Source organism: Pseudomonas sp. SYWMCR5, from assembly GCF_057197165.1.
On sequence record NZ_JBXUNH010000006.1, the window covers coordinates 299,299 to 317,135 of the forward strand.

14 protein-coding genes and 1 pseudogene are annotated in these 17,837 nt (G+C 64.5%); 3 read left to right on the top strand and 12 right to left on the bottom strand.

Translation table 11 applies throughout. The annotated features are described in order from the left end of the window. Positions 1-72: 72 nt before the first annotated feature. From purD to AC2CGW_RS17870, 12 genes and pseudogenes are all read right to left on the bottom strand, one after another. Positions 73-1,368, bottom strand: coding sequence for a phosphoribosylamine--glycine ligase (purD, locus tag AC2CGW_RS17815; RefSeq protein WP_186666006.1), 1,296 nt, complete (start codon positions 1,366-1,368; stop codon positions 73-75). A gap of 147 nt (positions 1,369-1,515) precedes the next feature. After that, positions 1,516-3,123, bottom strand: coding sequence for a bifunctional phosphoribosylaminoimidazolecarboxamide formyltransferase/IMP cyclohydrolase (purH, locus tag AC2CGW_RS17820; protein WP_186666008.1), 1,608 nt, complete (start codon positions 3,121-3,123; stop codon positions 1,516-1,518). Between the two features lie 80 nt (positions 3,124-3,203). After that, complete coding sequence (gene fis, locus AC2CGW_RS17825) at positions 3,204-3,524, bottom strand: DNA-binding transcriptional regulator Fis (protein WP_029614158.1); 321 nt, start codon at positions 3,522-3,524, stop codon at positions 3,204-3,206. Further along, entirely contained in the window at positions 3,521-4,534 is a 1,014-nt protein-coding gene (dusB, locus tag AC2CGW_RS17830) for a tRNA dihydrouridine synthase DusB (protein WP_186666009.1), read from the bottom strand. Before dusB ends, fis begins: the two co-directional genes overlap by 4 nt. Positions 4,535-4,690: 156 nt before the next feature. Beyond that, a complete protein-coding gene (locus AC2CGW_RS17835) occupies positions 4,691-6,004 on the bottom strand; it encodes a DUF3426 domain-containing protein (RefSeq protein ID WP_484574377.1) in 1,314 nt (437 codons plus the stop codon). A gap of 54 nt (positions 6,005-6,058) precedes the next feature. Further along, on the bottom strand, positions 6,059-6,937 hold the full coding sequence (prmA, locus tag AC2CGW_RS17840; RefSeq protein ID WP_186710798.1) for a 50S ribosomal protein L11 methyltransferase: 879 nt from the start codon (positions 6,935-6,937) through the stop codon (positions 6,059-6,061). A gap of 160 nt (positions 6,938-7,097) precedes the next feature. Continuing rightward, on the bottom strand, positions 7,098-8,453 hold the full coding sequence (gene accC / locus AC2CGW_RS17845) for an acetyl-CoA carboxylase biotin carboxylase subunit (RefSeq protein ID WP_186666012.1): 1,356 nt from the start codon (positions 8,451-8,453) through the stop codon (positions 7,098-7,100). A gap of 17 nt (positions 8,454-8,470) precedes the next feature. After that, a complete protein-coding gene (gene accB, locus AC2CGW_RS17850; RefSeq protein ID WP_186666013.1) occupies positions 8,471-8,929 on the bottom strand; it encodes an acetyl-CoA carboxylase biotin carboxyl carrier protein in 459 nt (152 codons plus the stop codon). Between the two features lie 109 nt (positions 8,930-9,038). Next, positions 9,039-9,491 (bottom strand): type II 3-dehydroquinate dehydratase, encoded by a 453-nt coding sequence (gene aroQ / locus AC2CGW_RS17855; protein ID WP_186666014.1) that lies wholly within the window; start codon positions 9,489-9,491, stop codon positions 9,039-9,041. A 179-nt stretch (positions 9,492-9,670) separates the two neighbouring features. Then, the gene (locus tag AC2CGW_RS17860; protein ID WP_484574378.1) at positions 9,671-11,443 is read right to left on the bottom strand and encodes a protein-disulfide reductase DsbD; all 1,773 of its coding nucleotides are present in this window, start codon (positions 11,441-11,443) and stop codon (positions 9,671-9,673) included. 142 nt (positions 11,444-11,585) lie between these two features. Further along, positions 11,586-12,110 (bottom strand): annotated as a pseudogene (locus AC2CGW_RS17865) (methyl-accepting chemotaxis protein); the annotation flags it as partial. Between the two features lie 1,550 nt (positions 12,111-13,660). Next, a complete protein-coding gene (locus AC2CGW_RS17870) occupies positions 13,661-15,277 on the bottom strand; it encodes a diguanylate cyclase (RefSeq protein WP_426352343.1) in 1,617 nt (538 codons plus the stop codon). Positions 15,278-15,527: 250 nt separating this feature from the next. Between AC2CGW_RS17870 and AC2CGW_RS17875 the strand changes: the two genes are divergently transcribed. The 3 genes from AC2CGW_RS17875 to AC2CGW_RS17885 all read left to right on the top strand — a co-directional run bounded on the left by AC2CGW_RS17875 (position 15,528) and on the right by AC2CGW_RS17885 (position 17,706). Then, positions 15,528-16,595, top strand: a complete 1,068-nt coding sequence (locus AC2CGW_RS17875) for a DUF2333 family protein (protein WP_186666022.1) — start codon at positions 15,528-15,530, stop codon at positions 16,593-16,595. After that, positions 16,592-17,125, top strand: a complete 534-nt coding sequence (locus tag AC2CGW_RS17880) for an NUDIX hydrolase (protein WP_186666024.1) — start codon at positions 16,592-16,594, stop codon at positions 17,123-17,125. The genes AC2CGW_RS17875 and AC2CGW_RS17880 overlap by 4 nt, the downstream gene beginning before the upstream one ends. Before the next feature lie 209 nt (positions 17,126-17,334). Further along, entirely contained in the window at positions 17,335-17,706 is a 372-nt protein-coding gene (locus AC2CGW_RS17885) for a translation initiation factor Sui1 (RefSeq protein ID WP_186666026.1), read from the top strand. The last annotated feature ends 131 nt before the right edge of the window (positions 17,707-17,837 follow it).

A 17,837-nucleotide genomic window follows, 5' to 3' on the forward strand; every position in this document is an offset into this window, starting at 1 on the left:
CAAGGCCCCGATGGGGCCCTGTCGACGAGCCGCAGGCCGCGCGCCATGGCGCTGCGACCTGCGGGCCGCAGTTTACTGCTGGTGCTCACCGCGCTCGCGGGCGATGGCCCGGTAGCCGATGTCGGTGCGGTAGAAGCTACCGTTCCAGCTGACTTCCTTGGCCAGGCGGTAGGCCTGCTGCTGTGCATCGGCAACGGTGCTGCCCATGGCGGTGGCACACAGGACACGCCCGCCGTTGGTGGTCACCTGGCCATCCTTGAGCGCAGTACCGGCGTGGAACACCTTGCCTTCGATCTTGGCCGCAGCGTCCAGGCCGTTGATCAGGTCGCCCTTGGCGTAGTCGCCCGGGTAACCGCCAGCGGCCAGCACCACGCCCAGGCTCGGGCGCGGGTCCCACTGCGCTTCGACCTTGTCCAGGGCCTTGGCGAATGCGGCCTCGACCAACAGCACCAGGCTCGACTCCAGGCGCAGCATGACCGGTTGTGTCTCGGGGTCGCCGAAGCGGCAGTTGAACTCGATGACCTTCGGATTGCCTGCCTTGTCGATCATCAGGCCCGCATAGAGGAAGCCGGTGTAGACGTTGCCTTCCTCGGCCATGCCGCGCACGGTCGGCCAGATCACCTGGTCCATCACGCGCTGGTGCACCTCGGCGGTGACCACCGGGGCTGGCGAGTAGGCGCCCATGCCACCGGTGTTCGGGCCGGTATCTTTATCGCCGACACGTTTGTGGTCCTGGCTGGTGGCCATCGGCAGCACGTTGTGGCCATCGACCATGACGATGAAGCTGGCTTCCTCGCCGTCGAGGAACTCTTCGATCACCACGCGCGAACCGGCCTCACCGAAGGCGTTGCCGGCGAGCATGTCGCGCACGGCGTCTTCGGCTTCCTGCAGGGTCATGGCAACGATCACGCCCTTGCCTGCGGCCAGGCCGTCGGCCTTGATCACGATCGGTGCGCCTTTCTCGCGCAGGTAGGCCAGCGCCGGCTCGATCTCGGTGAAGTTCTGGTAGTCGGCGGTCGGGATCTTGTGGCGAGCCAGGAAATCCTTGGTGAAGGCCTTGGAACCTTCGAGCTGGGCCGCGCCCTTGGTCGGACCGAAGCAGTCCAGGCCACGGCTGCGGAACAGGTCGACCACACCGATGACCAGCGGCGCTTCAGGGCCGACGATGGTCAGGTCGACGTTCTTCTCGGCGAAATCGGCCAGTTGCTCCAGGGCGCAGACGTCGATGGCGACGTTCTCGCATTTGGCTTCGATGGCAGTACCGGCGTTGCCCGGGGCCACGAAGACTTTTTCGACGCGGGGGTCCTGGGCGACTTTCCAGGCCAGGGCGTGTTCGCGACCGCCGCTGCCGATGATCAAAACTTTCATGTCAAAACCTCGATTCAGGTGATCCCGAGACTGATGCCGAGCCCTGTGGTAGCGGGCTTGCCCGCAAATACGATGGTGCAATCACCGCCGCATTCGCGGGCAAGCCCGCTCCTACAGGGACGCTGCCAGTCTCGAGATCCGCGTGGATTAGTGGCGGAAGTGGCGCATACCGGTGAACACCATCGCGATACCGGCTTCGTCAGCGGCGGCGATGACTTCTGCATCACGCATCGAGCCACCTGGCTGGATCACGGCGCTGATGCCCACTTTAGCCGCATTGTCGATGCCATCACGGAACGGGAAGAACGCGTCCGAAGCCATGACCGCACCCTGCACCTGCAGGCCAGCATGCTCAGCCTTGATTGCAGCGATGCGAGCGGAGTTGACGCGGCTCATCTGGCCGGCGCCGACACCGATGGTCTGGCGGTTCTTGGCGTAGACGATGGCGTTGGACTTGACGAACTTGGCGACTTTCCAGGCGAACACCAGGTCGTGGATCTCTTGCTCGGTCGGCGCGCGTTTGGTGACGACTTTCAGGTCTTCGGCGGCGATCATGCCGATATCGCGGCTTTGTACCAGCAGGCCACCGTTGACGCGCTTGAAGTCCCAACCGGCAGCGCGCTCGGCAGGCCATTCGCCACACTCGAGCAGGCGTACGTTCTGCTTGGCGGCGACCACGTCACGGGCGGCCTGGGAGATCTTCGGTGCGATGATCACTTCGACGAATTGGCGGTCGACGATGGCCTTGGCGGTTTCGCCGTCGAGTTCGCGGTTGAAGGCGATGATGCCGCCGAACGCCGACTCGGTGTCGGTGGCGTAGGCCAGGTCATAGGCCTTGCGAATGCCACCTTCGTTTTCCGGAACCACGGCCACGCCGCATGGGTTGGCGTGCTTGACGATGACGCAGGCCGGCTTGACGAAGCTCTTCACGCACTCCAGTGCGGCGTCGGTGTCGGCCACGTTGTTGAACGACAGCTCCTTGCCCTGCAGCTGTACGGCGGTGGAAATGCTGGCTTCGCCTTTTTTCTGCTCGACATAGAATGCCGCGCTCTGGTGCGGGTTCTCGCCGTAGCGCATTTCCTGGGCCTTGACGAACTGGCTGTTGAAGGTGCGCGGGAACTCGCTGCGGCCTTCGGTCGACAGGGTGTCCTTGGACTGGTCGATGCTGCCCATGTAGTTGGCGATCATGCCGTCGTAGGCGGCGGTGTGCTCGAAGGCCTTGAGCATCAGGTCGAAGCGCTGGGCGTAGGTCAGGCCGCCGGCCTTGAGGCCTTCGACGATGCCGGCGTAGTCGCTGGCGTTGACCACGATGGCGACGTCCTTGTGGTTCTTCGCCGCGGAGCGAACCATGGTCGGGCCGCCGATATCGATGTTCTCGATGGCGGTCGGCAGGTCGCAACCTGGCTTGCTGATGGTGGCTTCGAACGGATACAGGTTGACCGCGACCAGGTCGATCGGCTTGATGCCGTGCTCGTTCATGATGGCGTCGTCGGTGCCGCGACGGCCGAGGATGCCGCCGTGGATCTTCGGATGCAGGGTCTTGACCCGGCCGTCCATCATTTCGGCGAAGCCGGTGTAGTCGGCCACTTCCACCGCGTTCACGCCGTTGTCCTTGAGCAGCTTGTAGGTGCCGCCGGTGGACAGGATCTCGACACCGAGCTGTTGCAGCTCACGGGCGAACTCGAGGATACCGGTCTTGTCGGAGACGCTGATCAGGGCGCGGCGGATCGGCAGGCGGGTAGTCTGGTCGGTCATTTCGGATTCCATAACGCGGTGGAGTCAGCAAAAAAGGCGCCTCTTTCAACGGAGCCGCCTTTTCTGATTGGGATTCTGGCTTACAACAGGTCGTACTGTTTGAGCTTCTTGCGCAGGGTGCCGCGGTTGAGCCCGAGCATCTCGCTGGCCTTGGTCTGGTTGCCCTTGACGTGGTTCATCACGCTCTCGAGCAGCGGTGCCTCGACTTCCGAGAGCACCAGGTTGTACACGTCCGTGACGGTGGCGCCTTCCAGGTGGGCGAAGTAGTTGTGCAGTGCCTTCTCGACGCTGTCGCGCAGGGTCTGGCCCTCTTCGCTCGGCGTATTCAGGTGCTGCTTGAGGTTGGCGTTGTCGCTCACGGGCGTTGTTCCACTCACTAATGTCTCGGTCATCATCGTCATGCGGCCACCCCTTGTCCGTCCTCTGTCTCAAGGCTCTGTCGACGTTCGGCAAAAAATGCCCGAACGTTGGCGCACTGCGCTTGGGTCTCTTCCAAGGCATTGAACCGGGCGCGAAACTCCCTGCCGCCCGTGCGTGTTGCCAGGTACCAGCCCACGTGCTTGCGGGCGATACGTACGCCCATGACATCCCCATAGAAGGCATGCAGCGCGGCAAGGTGCTCCAGCAGAATGCGTTCAACTTCGTCCAGCCCGGGAGCCGGAAGATGTTCGCCTGTCCGCAGGTAATGCTCGATCTCGCGGAAGATCCACGGCCGCCCTTGGGCGGCACGGCCGATCAGCAGGCCGTCGGCCCCGGTGGCATCCAGCACCGCCCGGGCCTTTTCTGGCGACGTGATGTCGCCGTTGGCGAAAACCGGGATCGACACCGCCTGCTTGATCGCGGCGATGGTGTCGTACTCGGCTTCACCGGTGTACAGGTCGGCGCGTGTGCGGCCATGCACCGCCAGCGCCTGGATTCCGGCCTGTTCGGCGATCTTCGCCACGTTCAGGCCATTCTTGTTCGAGCGGTCCCATCCGGTGCGAATCTTCAGGGTGACCGGCACATCGACCGCACCGACCACCGCATCGAGGATTTCAGCGACCAGCGCTTCATCTCTCAATAAAGCAGAGCCTGCCGCTTTGTTGCAGACTTTTTTCGCCGGGCAACCCATGTTGATATCAATGATCTGGGCACCGGACTCGACGTTGGCCCGCGCTGCCGCGGCCAGCATCTGTGCATCGCCACCGGCGATCTGTACCGAGCGCGGCTCGGGATCGCCTTCGTGGATGCGGCGCAGGCGCGATTTGCGGCTGTTCCACAGGTTCATGTCGCTGGTGACCATTTCCGACACCACCATGCCCGCCCCCAGGCGTTTGCAGAGCGTGCGAAAAGGCTGGTCCGTGACCCCGGCCATGGGCGCGAGGATCAGGTTGTTCTGCAGTGTGTATGGGCCGATGCGTACCGCCGACATAGGTGTTCCCTGTTGTGGGGCCGGATCATTGGAGTTCGAAAAAGGGATGGCATGATACCCGCTCTCGGTGACCGGATAAAGATGGAGCTGGATAAAATCTGAGCAGTTGTGGGCTTATGACTTTTGCGCTGGTTGGCGCTCCCGCCGACCCGCCGGTCACTCCGGGGATCGGAAGCTCAGGCTGTAGTTCACCGCCTTCGGGCCTGGATCGAGGATGTCCAGGGCGATGTGGATCGGCGTCTGGCTGGGCATCTCGCCGCGCCCGGCCAGCTCGCCCGACAGGTACTCGCTGGGCTTGAACCGACGACTGGCGATCAACTGGCCATTGAGGTCGGCGAAACGCAGCTCCAGCAGGGGGAAGGGCTGGCTGAAAGAGGCGCGGTTGTAGATGATCGCGTCGACGATCAGCGCGCCCTTGAAGTCTGGATGGCTGCGCACCACCAGGTTGCTGCTCTTGATGCGTGCGATGTCGACCCGGGTGGGGACCTGGCAGCCGACGATCGGGCACAGTTGCTGGAACAGCGGCCGGTAACGGTCGTGCCGGGCCATTTCATCGAAGTGGTAGTAGACATACTGGAAGGCCAGCAGGCCAGCGGCGAGCAGCGCCAGGAAGCCCCAGAGCAGGCGCTTGCCCCAGTTCGGTGCGGGCTTTTGCCAGTCCAGTTGCAGCGGGTCGTCGACGACATCGACCAGTGGTTCCTTGCGCGCACGCGAGGGTTTGGCGGCCAGCACCGGCTCCAGCCGTTCGTCGCCTTCGGTGTCGTCGTCGTGGTCGTCGCGTGCCGACAGGCGCAGATTCGCGACATCATCGTCCAGGGCCGAGAGGCCTTTTTCCGGAAGAGGCTCGTCGAGGGGCGACAGCCGCTCGTTGGCCGGTTCGTCGTGTTCGGCGGGCAGGCGGGCAGGGGCGTCTTCGTCGTCGAGTTCGAGCGCCTGTCCGAGGGTGGGTTCGGTGCGGTCCTGGGCTATCGGCTCCAGGTCGAGCGGCTCTTGCTCGCCCTGGACCGGTGCAGGTGTGGGCTGCGGGTCGGGTTCGAGGCGGTCATCGGTTGCGGTGCCGAAGGGCTCGTCACCGTGCTGCTCGGGGTGTTGATCGTCACGTCGGGCCTGCAAGGATTCGTCGCGCTCGGCGCTTTGACGCTCGGGGCGAGGGCCGCGTCGCTCCAGGCGCGCAAGCTCCTGGTCCAGGTCCATGGCGTCCAGCGTGGCAGCCCAGTCGTCCTGGCTCGGCGCTGGGGGCTCGATCGCAGGCGCTGCTGGCGCAGCCGGCAACGGGGCTGCTGGCGCCGGTGCGGTGGCGACCGGCGGCGTCGTACCTTCCTGGCTTTGCTCGAGTAACTGCCGGGCGGCGTTGAATACCTGCAGGCACTGGCCGCAGCGCACCACCCCACGGGCCACGCTCAACTGGTGATACGTGACGCGAAAACGCGTCTGGCAATGCGGGCACTGGGTGACGAAACTGTCGGTCATGCGGCGATCCGGGGGTTGTGCAGGGTTTGAGTCTGGCGCTTTACGAACTGTAGCCTAGCGACGGCGGCCGCTGATGCGCACCCAGCCATCGCGCACGACGATCGGGTCGAGGTCGAAGTCGGCGGCATAGGCTGCGGCCACTTCCTCGCCTTGCTCGGCAAGAATACCCGACAGCGCCAGCAGGCCGCCGGGACGGACCAGGCCGGACAATTGCGGTGCCAGGGAGACCAGCGGGCCGGCCAGGATGTTGGCGACCAGCACGTCGGCCTGCATCGCCGGCATGTGCTCGGGCAGGTACAGCGCCAGCTTCTCGTCGGCGATGCCGTTGCGCTGGGCGTTGTCACGCGAGGCTTCGATGGCCTGTACGTCGATGTCGGTCCCCACCGCTTCGCGGGCGCCCAGCAGCAGGGCGGCAATGGCCAGGATGCCCGAGCCGCAGCCAAAGTCGAGCACCTGAGTGCCTTCGAGCGCCTGGCCATCGAGCCATTCCAGGCACAGGGCGGTGGTCGGGTGGGTGCCGGTGCCGAAGGCCAGGCCCGGGTCGAGCAGCAGGTTGACGGCGTCTTTCTCCGGGGCCTCGTGCCAGCTCGGCACGATCCACAGGCGCTGGCCGAAACGCATCGGCTGGAAACCGTCCATCCAGCTACGTTCCCAGTCCTGGTCCTCGATGACTTCGGCCTGGTGCTCGGGGAGGTCGGCACCGGTCAGCAGCTGCAGGTGGGCGAACACCGCTTCGGGTTCGGCATCGGCTTCGAACAAGGCCAGTAGATGCGTGTGCGACCACAGCGGGGTGGTGTTGAGGTCCGGTTCGAAGATTGGCTGGTCTTCGGCATCCATGAACGTGACCGAGACGGCGCCGACTTCGAGCAGGGCGTCTTCGTAGGTTTCGGCTTGTTCCGGGCTGATGGCCAGACGTACTTGCAGCCAGGGCATGGCGGGCACCTTTGGTAAATCGACAGGGGCAGCGGGAGCTGCGCGAAAGGGCGTCAGTTTACGCGAGTGCGGGGGGTTTGTGGATGTTTCACCGCCCCTGTCGCGGGGCAATGAAAAACCCCGGCACAGGGCCGGGGTTTCGTGCATCACGCTAACGCGATCACTCCTGGTTGGCCAGTTTGTGCTCGAGGTAGTGGATGTTGATGCCGCCCTTGCAGAAACCTTCATCACGCACCAGGTCGCGGTGCAGCGGGATGTTGGTCTTGATGCCGTCGACGACGATCTCGTCCAGGGCATTGCGCATGCGCGCCATGGCTTCGTCGCGGTCCTTGCCGTAGGTGATCAGCTTGCCGATCAGCGAGTCGTAGTTCGGCGGAACCGAATAGCCGCTGTACAGGTGCGAATCGACCCGCACGCCATTGCCACCCGGGGCATGGAAGTGCTTGACGGTGCCTGGGCTTGGAATGAACTTCTTCGGGTCTTCGGCGTTGATCCGGCACTCCAGCGAGTGACCGCGGATCACCACGTCTTCCTGGCGGAACGACAGCTTGTTGCCAGCGGCGATGCTGAGCATCTCCTTGACGATGTCGATGCCGGTGACCATCTCCGAGACCGGGTGCTCGACCTGGACGCGGGTGTTCATTTCGATGAAGTAGAAGCGACCGTTCTCGTACAGGAACTCGAAAGTACCTGCACCGCGGTAGCCGATCTCGATGCACGCATCGACGCAACGCTTGAAGACTTCCTGACGGGCCTTCTCGTCGATGCCGGGGGCCGGCGCTTCTTCCAGTACCTTCTGGTGACGGCGCTGCAGCGAGCAGTCGCGGTCGCCCAGGTGCACGGCGTTGCCCTGGCCATCGGACAGTACCTGGACTTCCACGTGACGTGGGTTGGTCAGGAACTTCTCCAGATAGACCATCGGGTTGCCGAACGCAGCACCGGCTTCGGTGCGGGTCAGCTTGGCCGAGGCGATCAGGTCTTCTTCCTTGTGCACCACGCGCATGCCGCGACCACCACCGCCACCGGCGGCCTTGATGATCACCGGATAGCCGACTTCACGGGCGATGGCCAGTGCAGTTTCTTCGTCTTCCGGCAGCGGGCCGTCGGAGCCCGGTACGGTCGGTACGCCCGACTTGATCATCGCGTCCTTGGCCGAAACCTTGTCGCCCATCAGGCGGATGGTGTCGGCTTTAGGGCCGATGAAGGCGAAACCGGATTTCTCCACCTGCTCGGCGAAGTCGGCGTTCTCGGCGAGGAAGCCGTAGCCTGGGTGGATGGCGGTGGCGCCAGTCACTTCGGCGGCAGCGATGATCGCCGGGATGTGCAGGTAGGATTCTTTCGACGATGCAGGGCCGATGCAGACCGATTCGTCTGCCAGACCCAGGTGCATCAGTTCGCGGTCAGCGGTGGAGTGGACCGCGACGGTCTTGATGCCCAGCTCTTTGCAGGCACGCAGGATCCGCAGGGCAATTTCCCCACGGTTGGCGATCAGGACTTTTTCGAGCTTCCCAGACATCGTTGGCTCTCCGCGATTCAAACGATGGTGAACAGCGGCTGGTCGAACTCAACCGGCTGACCGTCTTCCACCAGGATGGCGTCGATGACACCGCCGATATCGGCTTCGATGTGGTTCATCATCTTCATGGCTTCGACGATGCACAGGGTGTCACCTTTCTTCACCGCCTGACCGACTTCAGCGAAGTTCGGCGAGGTCGGCGATGGCTTGCGATAGAAGGTGCCGACCATCGGCGAGCGGACCACGGTGCCTTTGAGGGCAGGTGCTGCAGCGGCTTCGGCAACCGGGGCCGCGGCGACAGGGGCGGCGGCAACGGGTGCGGCGACCGGAGCAGGCGCTGCGAAGTACTGGGCGCCGGCAGGTTGCTTGCTGTTACGGCTGATGCGAACGGACTCTTCGCCTTCCTTGATCTCCAGTTCGTCGATGCCGGACTCTTCCAGCAGTTCGATCAGCTTTTTGACTTTACGGATATCCATTAATCAGCAACTCCCAAGGTTCGGTCGGGGACGTAATTGTTAAAACGTATCGAAAACGTTTCTTCGTAGTGCTTCGAGGCCCCGGTCGAAGGACCGAGGCCTTGCGTCATCAGGGCTGTGCGTTGGCAGCCAGGTGTTCCAGTGCAGACTCCAGGGCCAGCCGGTAACCGGTGGCGCCCAGGCCGCAGATCACGCCCACTGCCACATCGGAGAAGTAGGAGTGATGACGGAACGGTTCACGCTTGTGCACGTTGGACAGGTGCACTTCGATGAATGGGATGCTCACTGCGAGCAATGCGTCACGTAATGCGACGCTGGTGTGGGTGAAAGCGGCCGGGTTGATCAGGATGAAGTCCACGCCTTCGTTGCGCGCAGCGTGAATGCGGTCGATCAGTTCGTACTCGGCATTGCTCTGCAGGTACTGCAAGTGGTGGCCGGCGGCGCGTGCGCGCTGCTCGAGGTCCTGGTTGATCTGGGCGAGGGTGACGGCGCCGTAGACTCCCGGCTCGCGGGTGCCGAGCAGGTTGAGGTTGGGGCCGTGCAGCACCAGTAGGGTGGCCATCTGCGGTTTCCTTGGTTTTGTAGGGCAATTCGACATAGCGCGGCGACTATGCCGCAAGAGACTAGCGAGTGTCCAGTTCCCTGCAATAGCCAGCACGATGACCGAGATTCGCGCAAAGTATGTGACCAGATGATGAGCTCTGGTCACTTCATCGGAGAAAGTTACCGGTGCGCGGGAAGTTATAGACCGAGTTTGCTGCGCGTGCCCGTGAGAATTTTCGCAAATTCGTCGGCGTTCACCTCGCCTACCACCCGATCAGCGGTCATTTCGCTGCCGTTTGCGGCAAAAAACAACAAGGCGGGTGGGCCGAACAGTTTGTAGCGGTCGAGCAGGGCGCGTTGTTCGGCGTTGCTCTCGGTGATGTCAAAACGCAGCAGTTTGAACCCACTCAATCCTGGCTGGACCTGCGCCGCGTTGAGCACCTCATGCTCGATCACCTTGCAACTGATGCACCAGTCGGCGTACCAGTCCAGCAGCACCGGCTGGCCTGCGTCCTTGGCCTGGGCCAGTGCAGCGTCCAGGGCGGCAGGGGTGGTGAGGGTTTGCCACGCATCCGCCTGAGCGTGGGCGCTGGCGGGGGCCGAGGCGCTGACGCCTGGGCCTGGCAATGGACGCAGTGGATCGCCCTGACCGGCAAGTGCGCCATACCAGCACGCCAGTGCATAGACCAGGCAGAGCAGCCCCAGCAGTTGGGCCAGGCGTTGGCGCGGGGTCTTGACCACGAATTCCAGCGCCCCGAGGAACAGCGCCACGCCTGCCGACAACAGGCCGATCAGCAGCAGTGTCACCGGCCCCGGCAGCACGCGGCTGAGCAGGCCGAGCGCAACGCCCAGCAGCAGGACCCCGATCACGTTCTTCACCGTGTTCATCCACGCCCCGCTCTTGGGTAGCCAGGCGGCACCGCCGGTCGCCACCAGCAGCAGTGGCGCCCCCATGCCCAATCCGAGCGCGAACAGCTTCAGTGCGCCTCCCAGGGCATCGCCGCTGGCGCTGATATAGAGCAGGGCACCGGCCAGTGGCGCAGACACGCAGGGCGAGACCAGCAGGCTGGAAAGCACGCCCAGCACCGCAGCACCCAGCAGCGAACCGCCGCGGGTATTGCTGGCGACGCGGTCCAGGCGCTGGCTCACGGCGTGCGGCAGCTTGAGTTCGAACAGGCCGAACATCGCCAGGGCGAACAGCACGAAGAACAGCGCGAAGGGCACCAGTACCCAGGCCGACTGCAAACGTGCCTGCAGGTTGAGGCTGGCACCGAACAGGCCCATCAGCGCACCGAGCGCGGCAAAGCTGGCAGCCATCGGCAGCACGTAGGCCAGCGACAGGCTGAAGCCACGCCAGCCACCCACCTGGCCGCGCAGCACCACGCCCGAGAGGATCGGCAGCATCGGCAGCACGCAGGGGGTGAAGGTCAGGCCCAGACCGGCCAGGAAGAACAGTAGCAAGGTCTGCCAGCTCCAGCGCTCGGCCGTGCTGGTGGACAGGGTGCTGCCTTCGCCGGGAATCGACAGTCGCGCAGTTTCCGGCGGATAGCACAAGCCCTTGTCGGCGCAGCCCTGGTAGCCGACCAGCAAGGTGAAGGCGCGCGAGTCGGTACGCGGCACCTCGATGTCGACGATGCCATGGTAGACCTCGACATCGCCGAAGAACTCGTCGTGCTTGGCTTCACCCTGGGGGATCCGTGCGTTGCCGAGGGCGATGTCGGCTGGCTCGCTGCGGAACTGGAAGCGATGGCGGTAGAGGTAGTAGCCCTCGGTGGCGACGAAGCGCAGCTTGATCGATTGGGCATCGGCGCTGATCAGGTCGAGCTTGAAGGCTTCGTGGACCGGCAGGAAGTCGGCGCTGTTGGACAGCGAGGCGGCACCGAGGGTGGCGCTGGGGCGGTTGTCGAGCAGGCCCGAGGCGAAGGCGGGGCTGGCCAGCAGCAGGAACAGCAGGAAGAACAGGCGGCGCATGGCGGACTCGCGAGGCGGAACGTGCCCGGCATGATAGCGGAGTTGGCTGGAGGCGGGGATGACAGGTGGTCGCAGGTTCGGCTGTTTGCAGGCCTGGCCCGGGTGGGAGCGGCCTGGCCCGCGAAGTGGCCAGGCCTGCCGATCATAACCTGAAGGCCCGCACCGCGGTATTCAGCTCACCCCCCAGTTGCAGCAACTGCGCACCCTGCTCGCGCCCTTCGCCGATGCGTTGCAGGTTGTCCTCACCGAGCGCATGAATCCGCTCGCTGTGGTCGCGGATCTCGCTCACAGCACCGCTCTGCTGTGCGGTGACGTCGGCAATCCTCACCGCTGTATCGGAGATGGTGCGAATCGCGCTGACAATCTCATCCAGCGCACCGTCCGCCGCCTGGGCCTGGCTGGCGGTGGCCTCGGCGTGTTCGAGCTGGGTGCGCATGCCATTCACCGATTCGCGCGCCGCCTGCTGCAGGCGGTCGATCAGCGCCTGGATCTCGCCGGTGGCGCCGGTGGTGCGCTGGGCCAGCGAGCGCACTTCGTCGGCCACCACGGCAAAGCCGCGGCCCATTTCGCCAGCACGGGCCGCCTCGATCGCTGCGTTGAGGGCCAGCAGGTTGGTCTGCTCGGCGATCGAGCGGATCACCGTCAGCACGCCACCGATGGTCGCCGACTCCTCGGCCAGTTGTTCGATCAACTGCGCATTGCCCTGCACTTCATCGACCAACGCTCGCAGGCCGGAGAGGCTGTGGCCGATCACCGTCTGGCCGTGCTCCACGGCGCGCCCGGCGTCGCGGCTGGCATCCGCGGCCGAACTGGCATCGCCGGCCACTTGCTGGATGGTCGCCTCGAGCTCGCCCAGGGCATCGCGGATCTGTGCAGTATCGCCCGCCTGGCGCTCGGCACCGTCATGCAGCGCGCTGCTCATGCCGGCCAGGGCATGGCTGCTGCCTGCGACCTGCTCGGCGTTGTGGCGGATCGTGCCGACCAGGGTCACTAGGTACTGGCGCAGCCGGTTGAGCGACTCCTGGATGTCGTGCAGTTCAAGGTTGGTCTTGCCAAGGGCGACGGGCTGGGCGAAATCGCCCTCGGCCCAACGCGACAAGGCTGGCGCAAGGCTGGTAAGGGTGCGCGTCAGGCGGCGCTGCAAGGTGTCGATGAGCAGGGCGATCAGCAGAATCAGGCCGATCATCAGGCCCTGGATGACCCGGACCTCGCCAGCGATCTTGGCGTGCTGACCGCGCACTTCAGGTTCCAGTCCGGCGATGGCCTTCTGCACAGCTTCGAGGCGCTCGCTGGTGCTGGCGGCCAGTGCGGCGCGGCGTTCGATCTGTTCACGGGTGCGCTGCAGTTCGGCCGGATAGCGCCCGAGCAAGCTTTGCAGTTCACGCTTGAGGCCGACGGCAACGTCCTCCTTCTGCTCGCTGCCCTGGCTTTGCAGGCCCATCATCGCGGCGAAGTCGTCGGCGTTGGATTCGGCCGCGCGGGTCACCCCCAGCAACGGCAGGCTGTCGATGATCTGCGCCTGGGCGCGGATCTGTTGCAGTTCGCGCTCCACTTCGTCCGCCAGTTCCGCGCGACCGCTGCTGACCAGCTTGTCGCGGGCCAGTGCCAGGCGGCCCAGGTGCAGCGAGGCGTCCATCAGTGGGGCCAGGTAGCGACCCGCCTCGGCGTTGCCACTGTCGCGGGCATAGCCGGCCAGTTGCTCCAGGTTGGCGCCCAGTTCGCGCTCGGCCTGCAGCAGCAATGCCTGCGGGTCTCCGGCCAGCTTGCCGGCGGCCAGCAGTTCGTTGGCGGTAAAGCCCTGCAGGCTGTCCAGGCTCGGGCGCAGCTTGGCGGCCAGTGCGTCTGGCCATTCTCCGAGGGCACTGTGCAACTGCTTGTTGGCCTCCATGGCCGAGGCATGGCGCAGGGCGTCGCCGCTGGCCAGGTAGGCCTGGATATTGCCGGCGGTCTCGTTCTGGAACTGCTGGGACAGCCCCAGGTAGCGCTCCATCATCTGATAGGGACGCTCCAGCGCACGCTGCGACCACCACAGGGTTGCACCCAGGGCAAAGCACACGGTCACCAGCAAGAGGGTGTTGAAATTGGTCAGCCACTTCAGGCGCATAGCCGCGAACTTCCTGCGGGAATGGAGAGGTAGGTGCCTGAAGTTATTGCGATTTTGTGACCGGGTGATGACGACGACGGGGTGGCGCCATAAAAAAGTGGCAGAGTGCCAGTCTAGGGCTCGACCCTCACCACACAGTTGCGCCCCGCGTGCTTGGCCCGGTACAGCGCCTCGTCCGCCGCGCTGGCCATGGTCAGCGCATCCAGCGCGTCATCGAGTTGCACCACCCCGGCGCTGAAGGTGCACTGCAGGTCGTGCGGCTGGGCGGGATAGTGGATTTCGGCAAAGCGCCGGCGGATCTCGTCGAGCACCTTGTGCGCAGCTTCCAGGCCGGTGTTGGGCATGACGATGGCGAATTCCTCGCCGCCATAGCGGCCGATGAAATCGGTCTTGCGCAGGCGCTGCTTGAGGAACAACGCCAGGCTCTTGATCACCCGGTCGCCCATGGGATGGCCATGGCGGTCGTTGATCTTCTTGAAGTGGTCGATGTCCAGCATGGCGAAGCTCAGTGGTTGTTCCTCGCGGCGGGCGCGGAAACTGCAGTCTTCGAGCAGTTGCAGGATGTGGGTGTGGTTGTACAGCCCGGTCAGGCTGTCGCGCACCATGCGCGCCTTGAGATGACGGGCGCGGGCGGCGCGGTTGCGCACGGTGGTGACCAGGTGACGGGCGCGGATCGGCTTGGTGAGGAAGTCGTCGCCACCTTCGCTCATGGCATCGAGCTGCTTGTCCAGGTCGTCCTCGGCCGACAGGTAGATGATCGGTACGCTGACATAACGGTCGTTGTGGCGGATCACCTTGGCCAGTTCGGTGCCGGTGCAGTCGGGCATGTACATGTCGAGGATGATCAGGTCGGGCTGGAAGTCGGCGAGCTCGGCCATGGTGCGGATCGGCTCGGTGAGCGTGCGGGTGATGATGCCGGCGCCGTTGAGCAGGCGCTCGGTGTGCATGGCCTGGGCGCGCGAGTCATCGATGATCAGCACCCGGAACGGGTCGTATTGGGTGGCGCTGGTCAGCAGTTCGACCTTCTCCAGCAGGCTGGATGCCTCCAGGGTGCCGGTGAGGAACTCCTGGCCTCCGGCGCGCACGGCGGCGAGGCGGGTCGGGGTGTCGGTCTCGTGGAGGCTGAAGAACAGCAGCGGGATGTGCAGCTCCAGCCCTTGCTGGGCGTCGGCGGCCAGTTTGAGGCCCTGGCCGGGGCCACTGAAGTCGACATCCATGACGATGGCCGACGGCAGGCGTTCGCTCATCGAGGCACGGAAGGCTTCGGCGTTGCCCAGTGCCTGCACGCCCAACCCGAAGAACTCCAGCTGTTGCGCCAGGCGTTCGGCGCGGTCATGGTCCTGCAGCAGGATGTACACCGGCTTGCGCAAGGGTGGCAGAGGCACATGATCGAGCTGGTCGCCCTTGCGCAGGCCGGTGCGCGACAGGCGTTGCATCAGGCGATTGAGCTCGCCGATCAGCTCGGAGTTGAGCCGCGTGCTGTTCGCTTCGATGGCCCTCAGCGTCTGTCCGATGGCAATCGACAGGCTGCCGTGCTCGGGCTGCTCGAAACGGTCGGCGTAGCGTTGCAGGCGCAGATTGGCATCGCCCAGTTCGCTCAGCCCTGCGCTCGACCACTCGCCACGCTGCAGGCGCTGCCAGATTTCGAGAATCTGTCGGGCCTGGTGAATGACCCGCTGGGCGAAATGCTGCTTCAAGCGCTCGTGGCTGGGCTCGGCTGGCTGGGTCATGTCCTGACTGCTTGTTGGAGGTTGGTGTGCAGGTTCAATGATGGCTCTATGCTAGCAGGTCTTTTCCTGCTCGCGAGTGCTGTGGGTCAACAAAGCGTTCAGGCCCGATTATTCAGTTCCCGACCCATTGGTCGCTTATGCGTATGGCGGCGTCTGCTTTATAGTGCTGGGACGCGGGCTTGCCGTGGCACCCTGGCCGAGGCCTGTGGTCCAAGCCCCTGAACCGTCATGATTGATTAAGGACAACGCCATGCTGGACTGGAAAAACCGTGAGGCCAAGGCCGAGCGCCCCGAGCGCGTCGATGGCCGTGGCGCTGCCACCCGTAGCTACCTCGGCGGCCTCTGGAGCCGCGCCCTGGGCACCCTGATCGGCCTGTACCTGCTGGTGTGCATCGGCCTTGGCTGGTACTGGAGCGAAGAGCCTGATCTGTTCCCGGTGCAACAGAATGCCCAGGCTGCGGCCGAGCGTAACGGCCAGCAGATGGTGGTTGGCTATACCACCATCGAAACCCTCAAGACAGTGGCCGGCACCCTGCTCGACAAGCCGGGTGGGTATATCTCCAACGACCGCTTCCCGCCGGGGCTGTGGATGGACAACATGCCGAGCTGGGAATATGGCGTGTTGGTCCAGGTGCGCGACCTGTCGCGTGCGCTGCGCAAGGACTTCGCTCGCTCGCAGTCGCAATCGACCGAAGACGCCGACCTGGCCAAGGCCGAGCCGCGCTTCAACTTCGACAACAAGAGCTGGATCCTCCCTTCCAGCGAGTCGGAGTTCGAGGAGGGCATCAAGTCGCTCAACCGCTACCAGGTGCGCCTGGCCGCTGGCGACCAAGGCGCGATCTTCTATACCCGCGCCGACAACCTGAACAACTGGCTGGGCGACGTTGCCACGCGTCTGGGATCGTTGTCCCAACGCCTGTCGGCCAGCGTCGGCCGGGTCAAGCTCAACAGCAACCTGAAGACCGAAACCGTCCAGGCCGGCCAGGCACCGCAGGTCGACGAGGAGATCGTCGAGACGCCATGGCTGCAGATCGACAACGTCTTCTACGAAGCCCGCGGCCAGGCCTGGGCGCTGTCGCATCTGCTGCGCGCCATCGAGGTCGACTTCGCCGACGTACTGGCCAAGAAGAACGCCACCGTCAGCGTGCGTCAGATCATTCGTGAGCTGGAAGCTTCGCAGGAGCCGCTGTGGAGCCCGATGGTACTCAACGGCAGTGGCTTCGGCATGTGGGCCAACCACTCGCTGGTGATGGCCAACTACATCTCCCGGGCCAACGCCGCAGTCATCGACCTGCGTCAGTTGCTCTCGCAAGGATGACCATCAATCCCGCCGAGGTCGCGCACCGCGCGGCCTCCGATGCCGAGCTGGTGGCCTGGGTGGACGAACACGACCAGCCGCTTGGCGCCCTGGCGCGGGCCGAGTTGCGCGAGCGAGGGTTGATCGGGCGCTGTACCTTCATCCTGCTGTTCAACAGCCAGGGCGAGCTGTGCGTGCACCGGCGCACCTTGAGCAAGGCGCTGTATCCCGGGTATTGGGATGTGGCGGCCGGTGGCATGGTCGGGGTGCACGAGGAATACGCCGAGTCTGCGGCCCGCGAGCTGGAAGAGGAACTGGGCATCGCTGGCGTCGCGTTGCGTTTTCACGAGAAGTTCTACTTCGATCAGTTGGGCAACCGCTTGTGGTGCGCGGTGTTCTCGGCGGTGTCCGACGCGCCGCTGCGGCTGCAGCCTGAAGAGGTGATCGAGGCGCGCTTCGTCACTGTGGAACAGGCAGAGGCCGAGAGCCGGGAGAAGGACTTCTGTCCGGACTCGCTGGAGGCGTTGCGCCGGTACAAGGCGAGCCTGTAGCCGTCAGCGCTCCCCCACGTCGCAAAACATTCGCAAAATGCCGCAATCCAGTACTTAGCAAGCCAGGAATTTATCGTTACACTGCGCGCCCTTTTCGGGCTGTCGCAACACCTGCGACAGTAGCGCCGCCCCTGCCAGAGTGGGGCTTCGCGGTCGGTCCAGTCCCCCTGTGGTCCGACCAGTTTTTGTCCTCAGCAAGAGGAACAAAAGTGGCCAAGAAAGCTTCTTCCTTCTCCGCCCTCGGCGGTCTCGTGTTTTCCACCGACGCTGGTCGGCACTGCCCCGACTGCAGCCAGCCGGTGGACGCGTGTGTCTGCAAGCAGCAACTGATCCCCGAAGGCGATGGCATTGCCCGGGTACGCCGTGAAAGCAAGGGGCGTGGTGGCAAGACCGTCACCACCATCACTGGCGTACCGCTGCCGCTCGAGCAGCTCAAGGACCTCGCCAGCACGCTCAAACGGCGATGCGGCACCGGTGGTGCCTTGAAAGACGGTGTCATCGAGATCCAGGGTGATCACGTCGAACTGCTGCTCGCCGAGCTGATCAAGCAGGGTTTCAAGGCGAAGAAGTCCGGCGGTTGAGTGTTGCCCGCAGGCATTTTTGCCGAGCGCTTTCTAAACTCGTTTCCGTTGCCGGGGTCTACCCGGGGACGGACGAATCGTCATTTTCAGCTTCTACACTGCGCCCGCACCCACCGCGGGGCAGTGTCTTG

Excerpts from the sequence above, each read along its gene's own strand:
- purD (WP_186666006.1), bottom strand. The coding sequence starts at position 1,368 with ATGAAAGTTTTGATCATCGGCAGCGGCGGTCGCGAACACGCCCTGGCC.
- purH (WP_186666008.1), bottom strand. The coding sequence starts at position 3,123 with ATGACCGACCAGACTACCCGCCTGCCGATCCGCCGCGCCCTGATCAGC.
- fis (WP_029614158.1), bottom strand. The coding sequence starts at position 3,524 with ATGACGATGATGACCGAGACATTAGTGAGTGGAACAACGCCCGTGAGC.
- dusB (WP_186666009.1), bottom strand. The coding sequence starts at position 4,534 with ATGTCGGCGGTACGCATCGGCCCATACACACTGCAGAACAACCTGATC.
- AC2CGW_RS17835 (WP_484574377.1), bottom strand. The coding sequence starts at position 6,004 with ATGACCGACAGTTTCGTCACCCAGTGCCCGCATTGCCAGACGCGTTTT.
- prmA (WP_186710798.1), bottom strand. The coding sequence starts at position 6,937 with ATGCCCTGGCTGCAAGTACGTCTGGCCATCAGCCCGGAACAAGCCGAA.
- accC (WP_186666012.1), bottom strand. The coding sequence starts at position 8,453 with ATGTCTGGGAAGCTCGAAAAAGTCCTGATCGCCAACCGTGGGGAAATT.
- accB (WP_186666013.1), bottom strand. The coding sequence starts at position 8,929 with ATGGATATCCGTAAAGTCAAAAAGCTGATCGAACTGCTGGAAGAGTCC.
- aroQ (WP_186666014.1), bottom strand. The coding sequence starts at position 9,491 with ATGGCCACCCTACTGGTGCTGCACGGCCCCAACCTCAACCTGCTCGGC.
- AC2CGW_RS17860 (WP_484574378.1), bottom strand. The coding sequence starts at position 11,443 with ATGCGCCGCCTGTTCTTCCTGCTGTTCCTGCTGCTGGCCAGCCCCGCC.
- AC2CGW_RS17870 (WP_426352343.1), bottom strand. The coding sequence starts at position 15,277 with ATGACCCAGCCAGCCGAGCCCAGCCACGAGCGCTTGAAGCAGCATTTC.
- AC2CGW_RS17875 (WP_186666022.1), top strand. The coding sequence starts at position 15,528 with ATGCTGGACTGGAAAAACCGTGAGGCCAAGGCCGAGCGCCCCGAGCGC.
- AC2CGW_RS17880 (WP_186666024.1), top strand. The coding sequence starts at position 16,592 with ATGACCATCAATCCCGCCGAGGTCGCGCACCGCGCGGCCTCCGATGCC.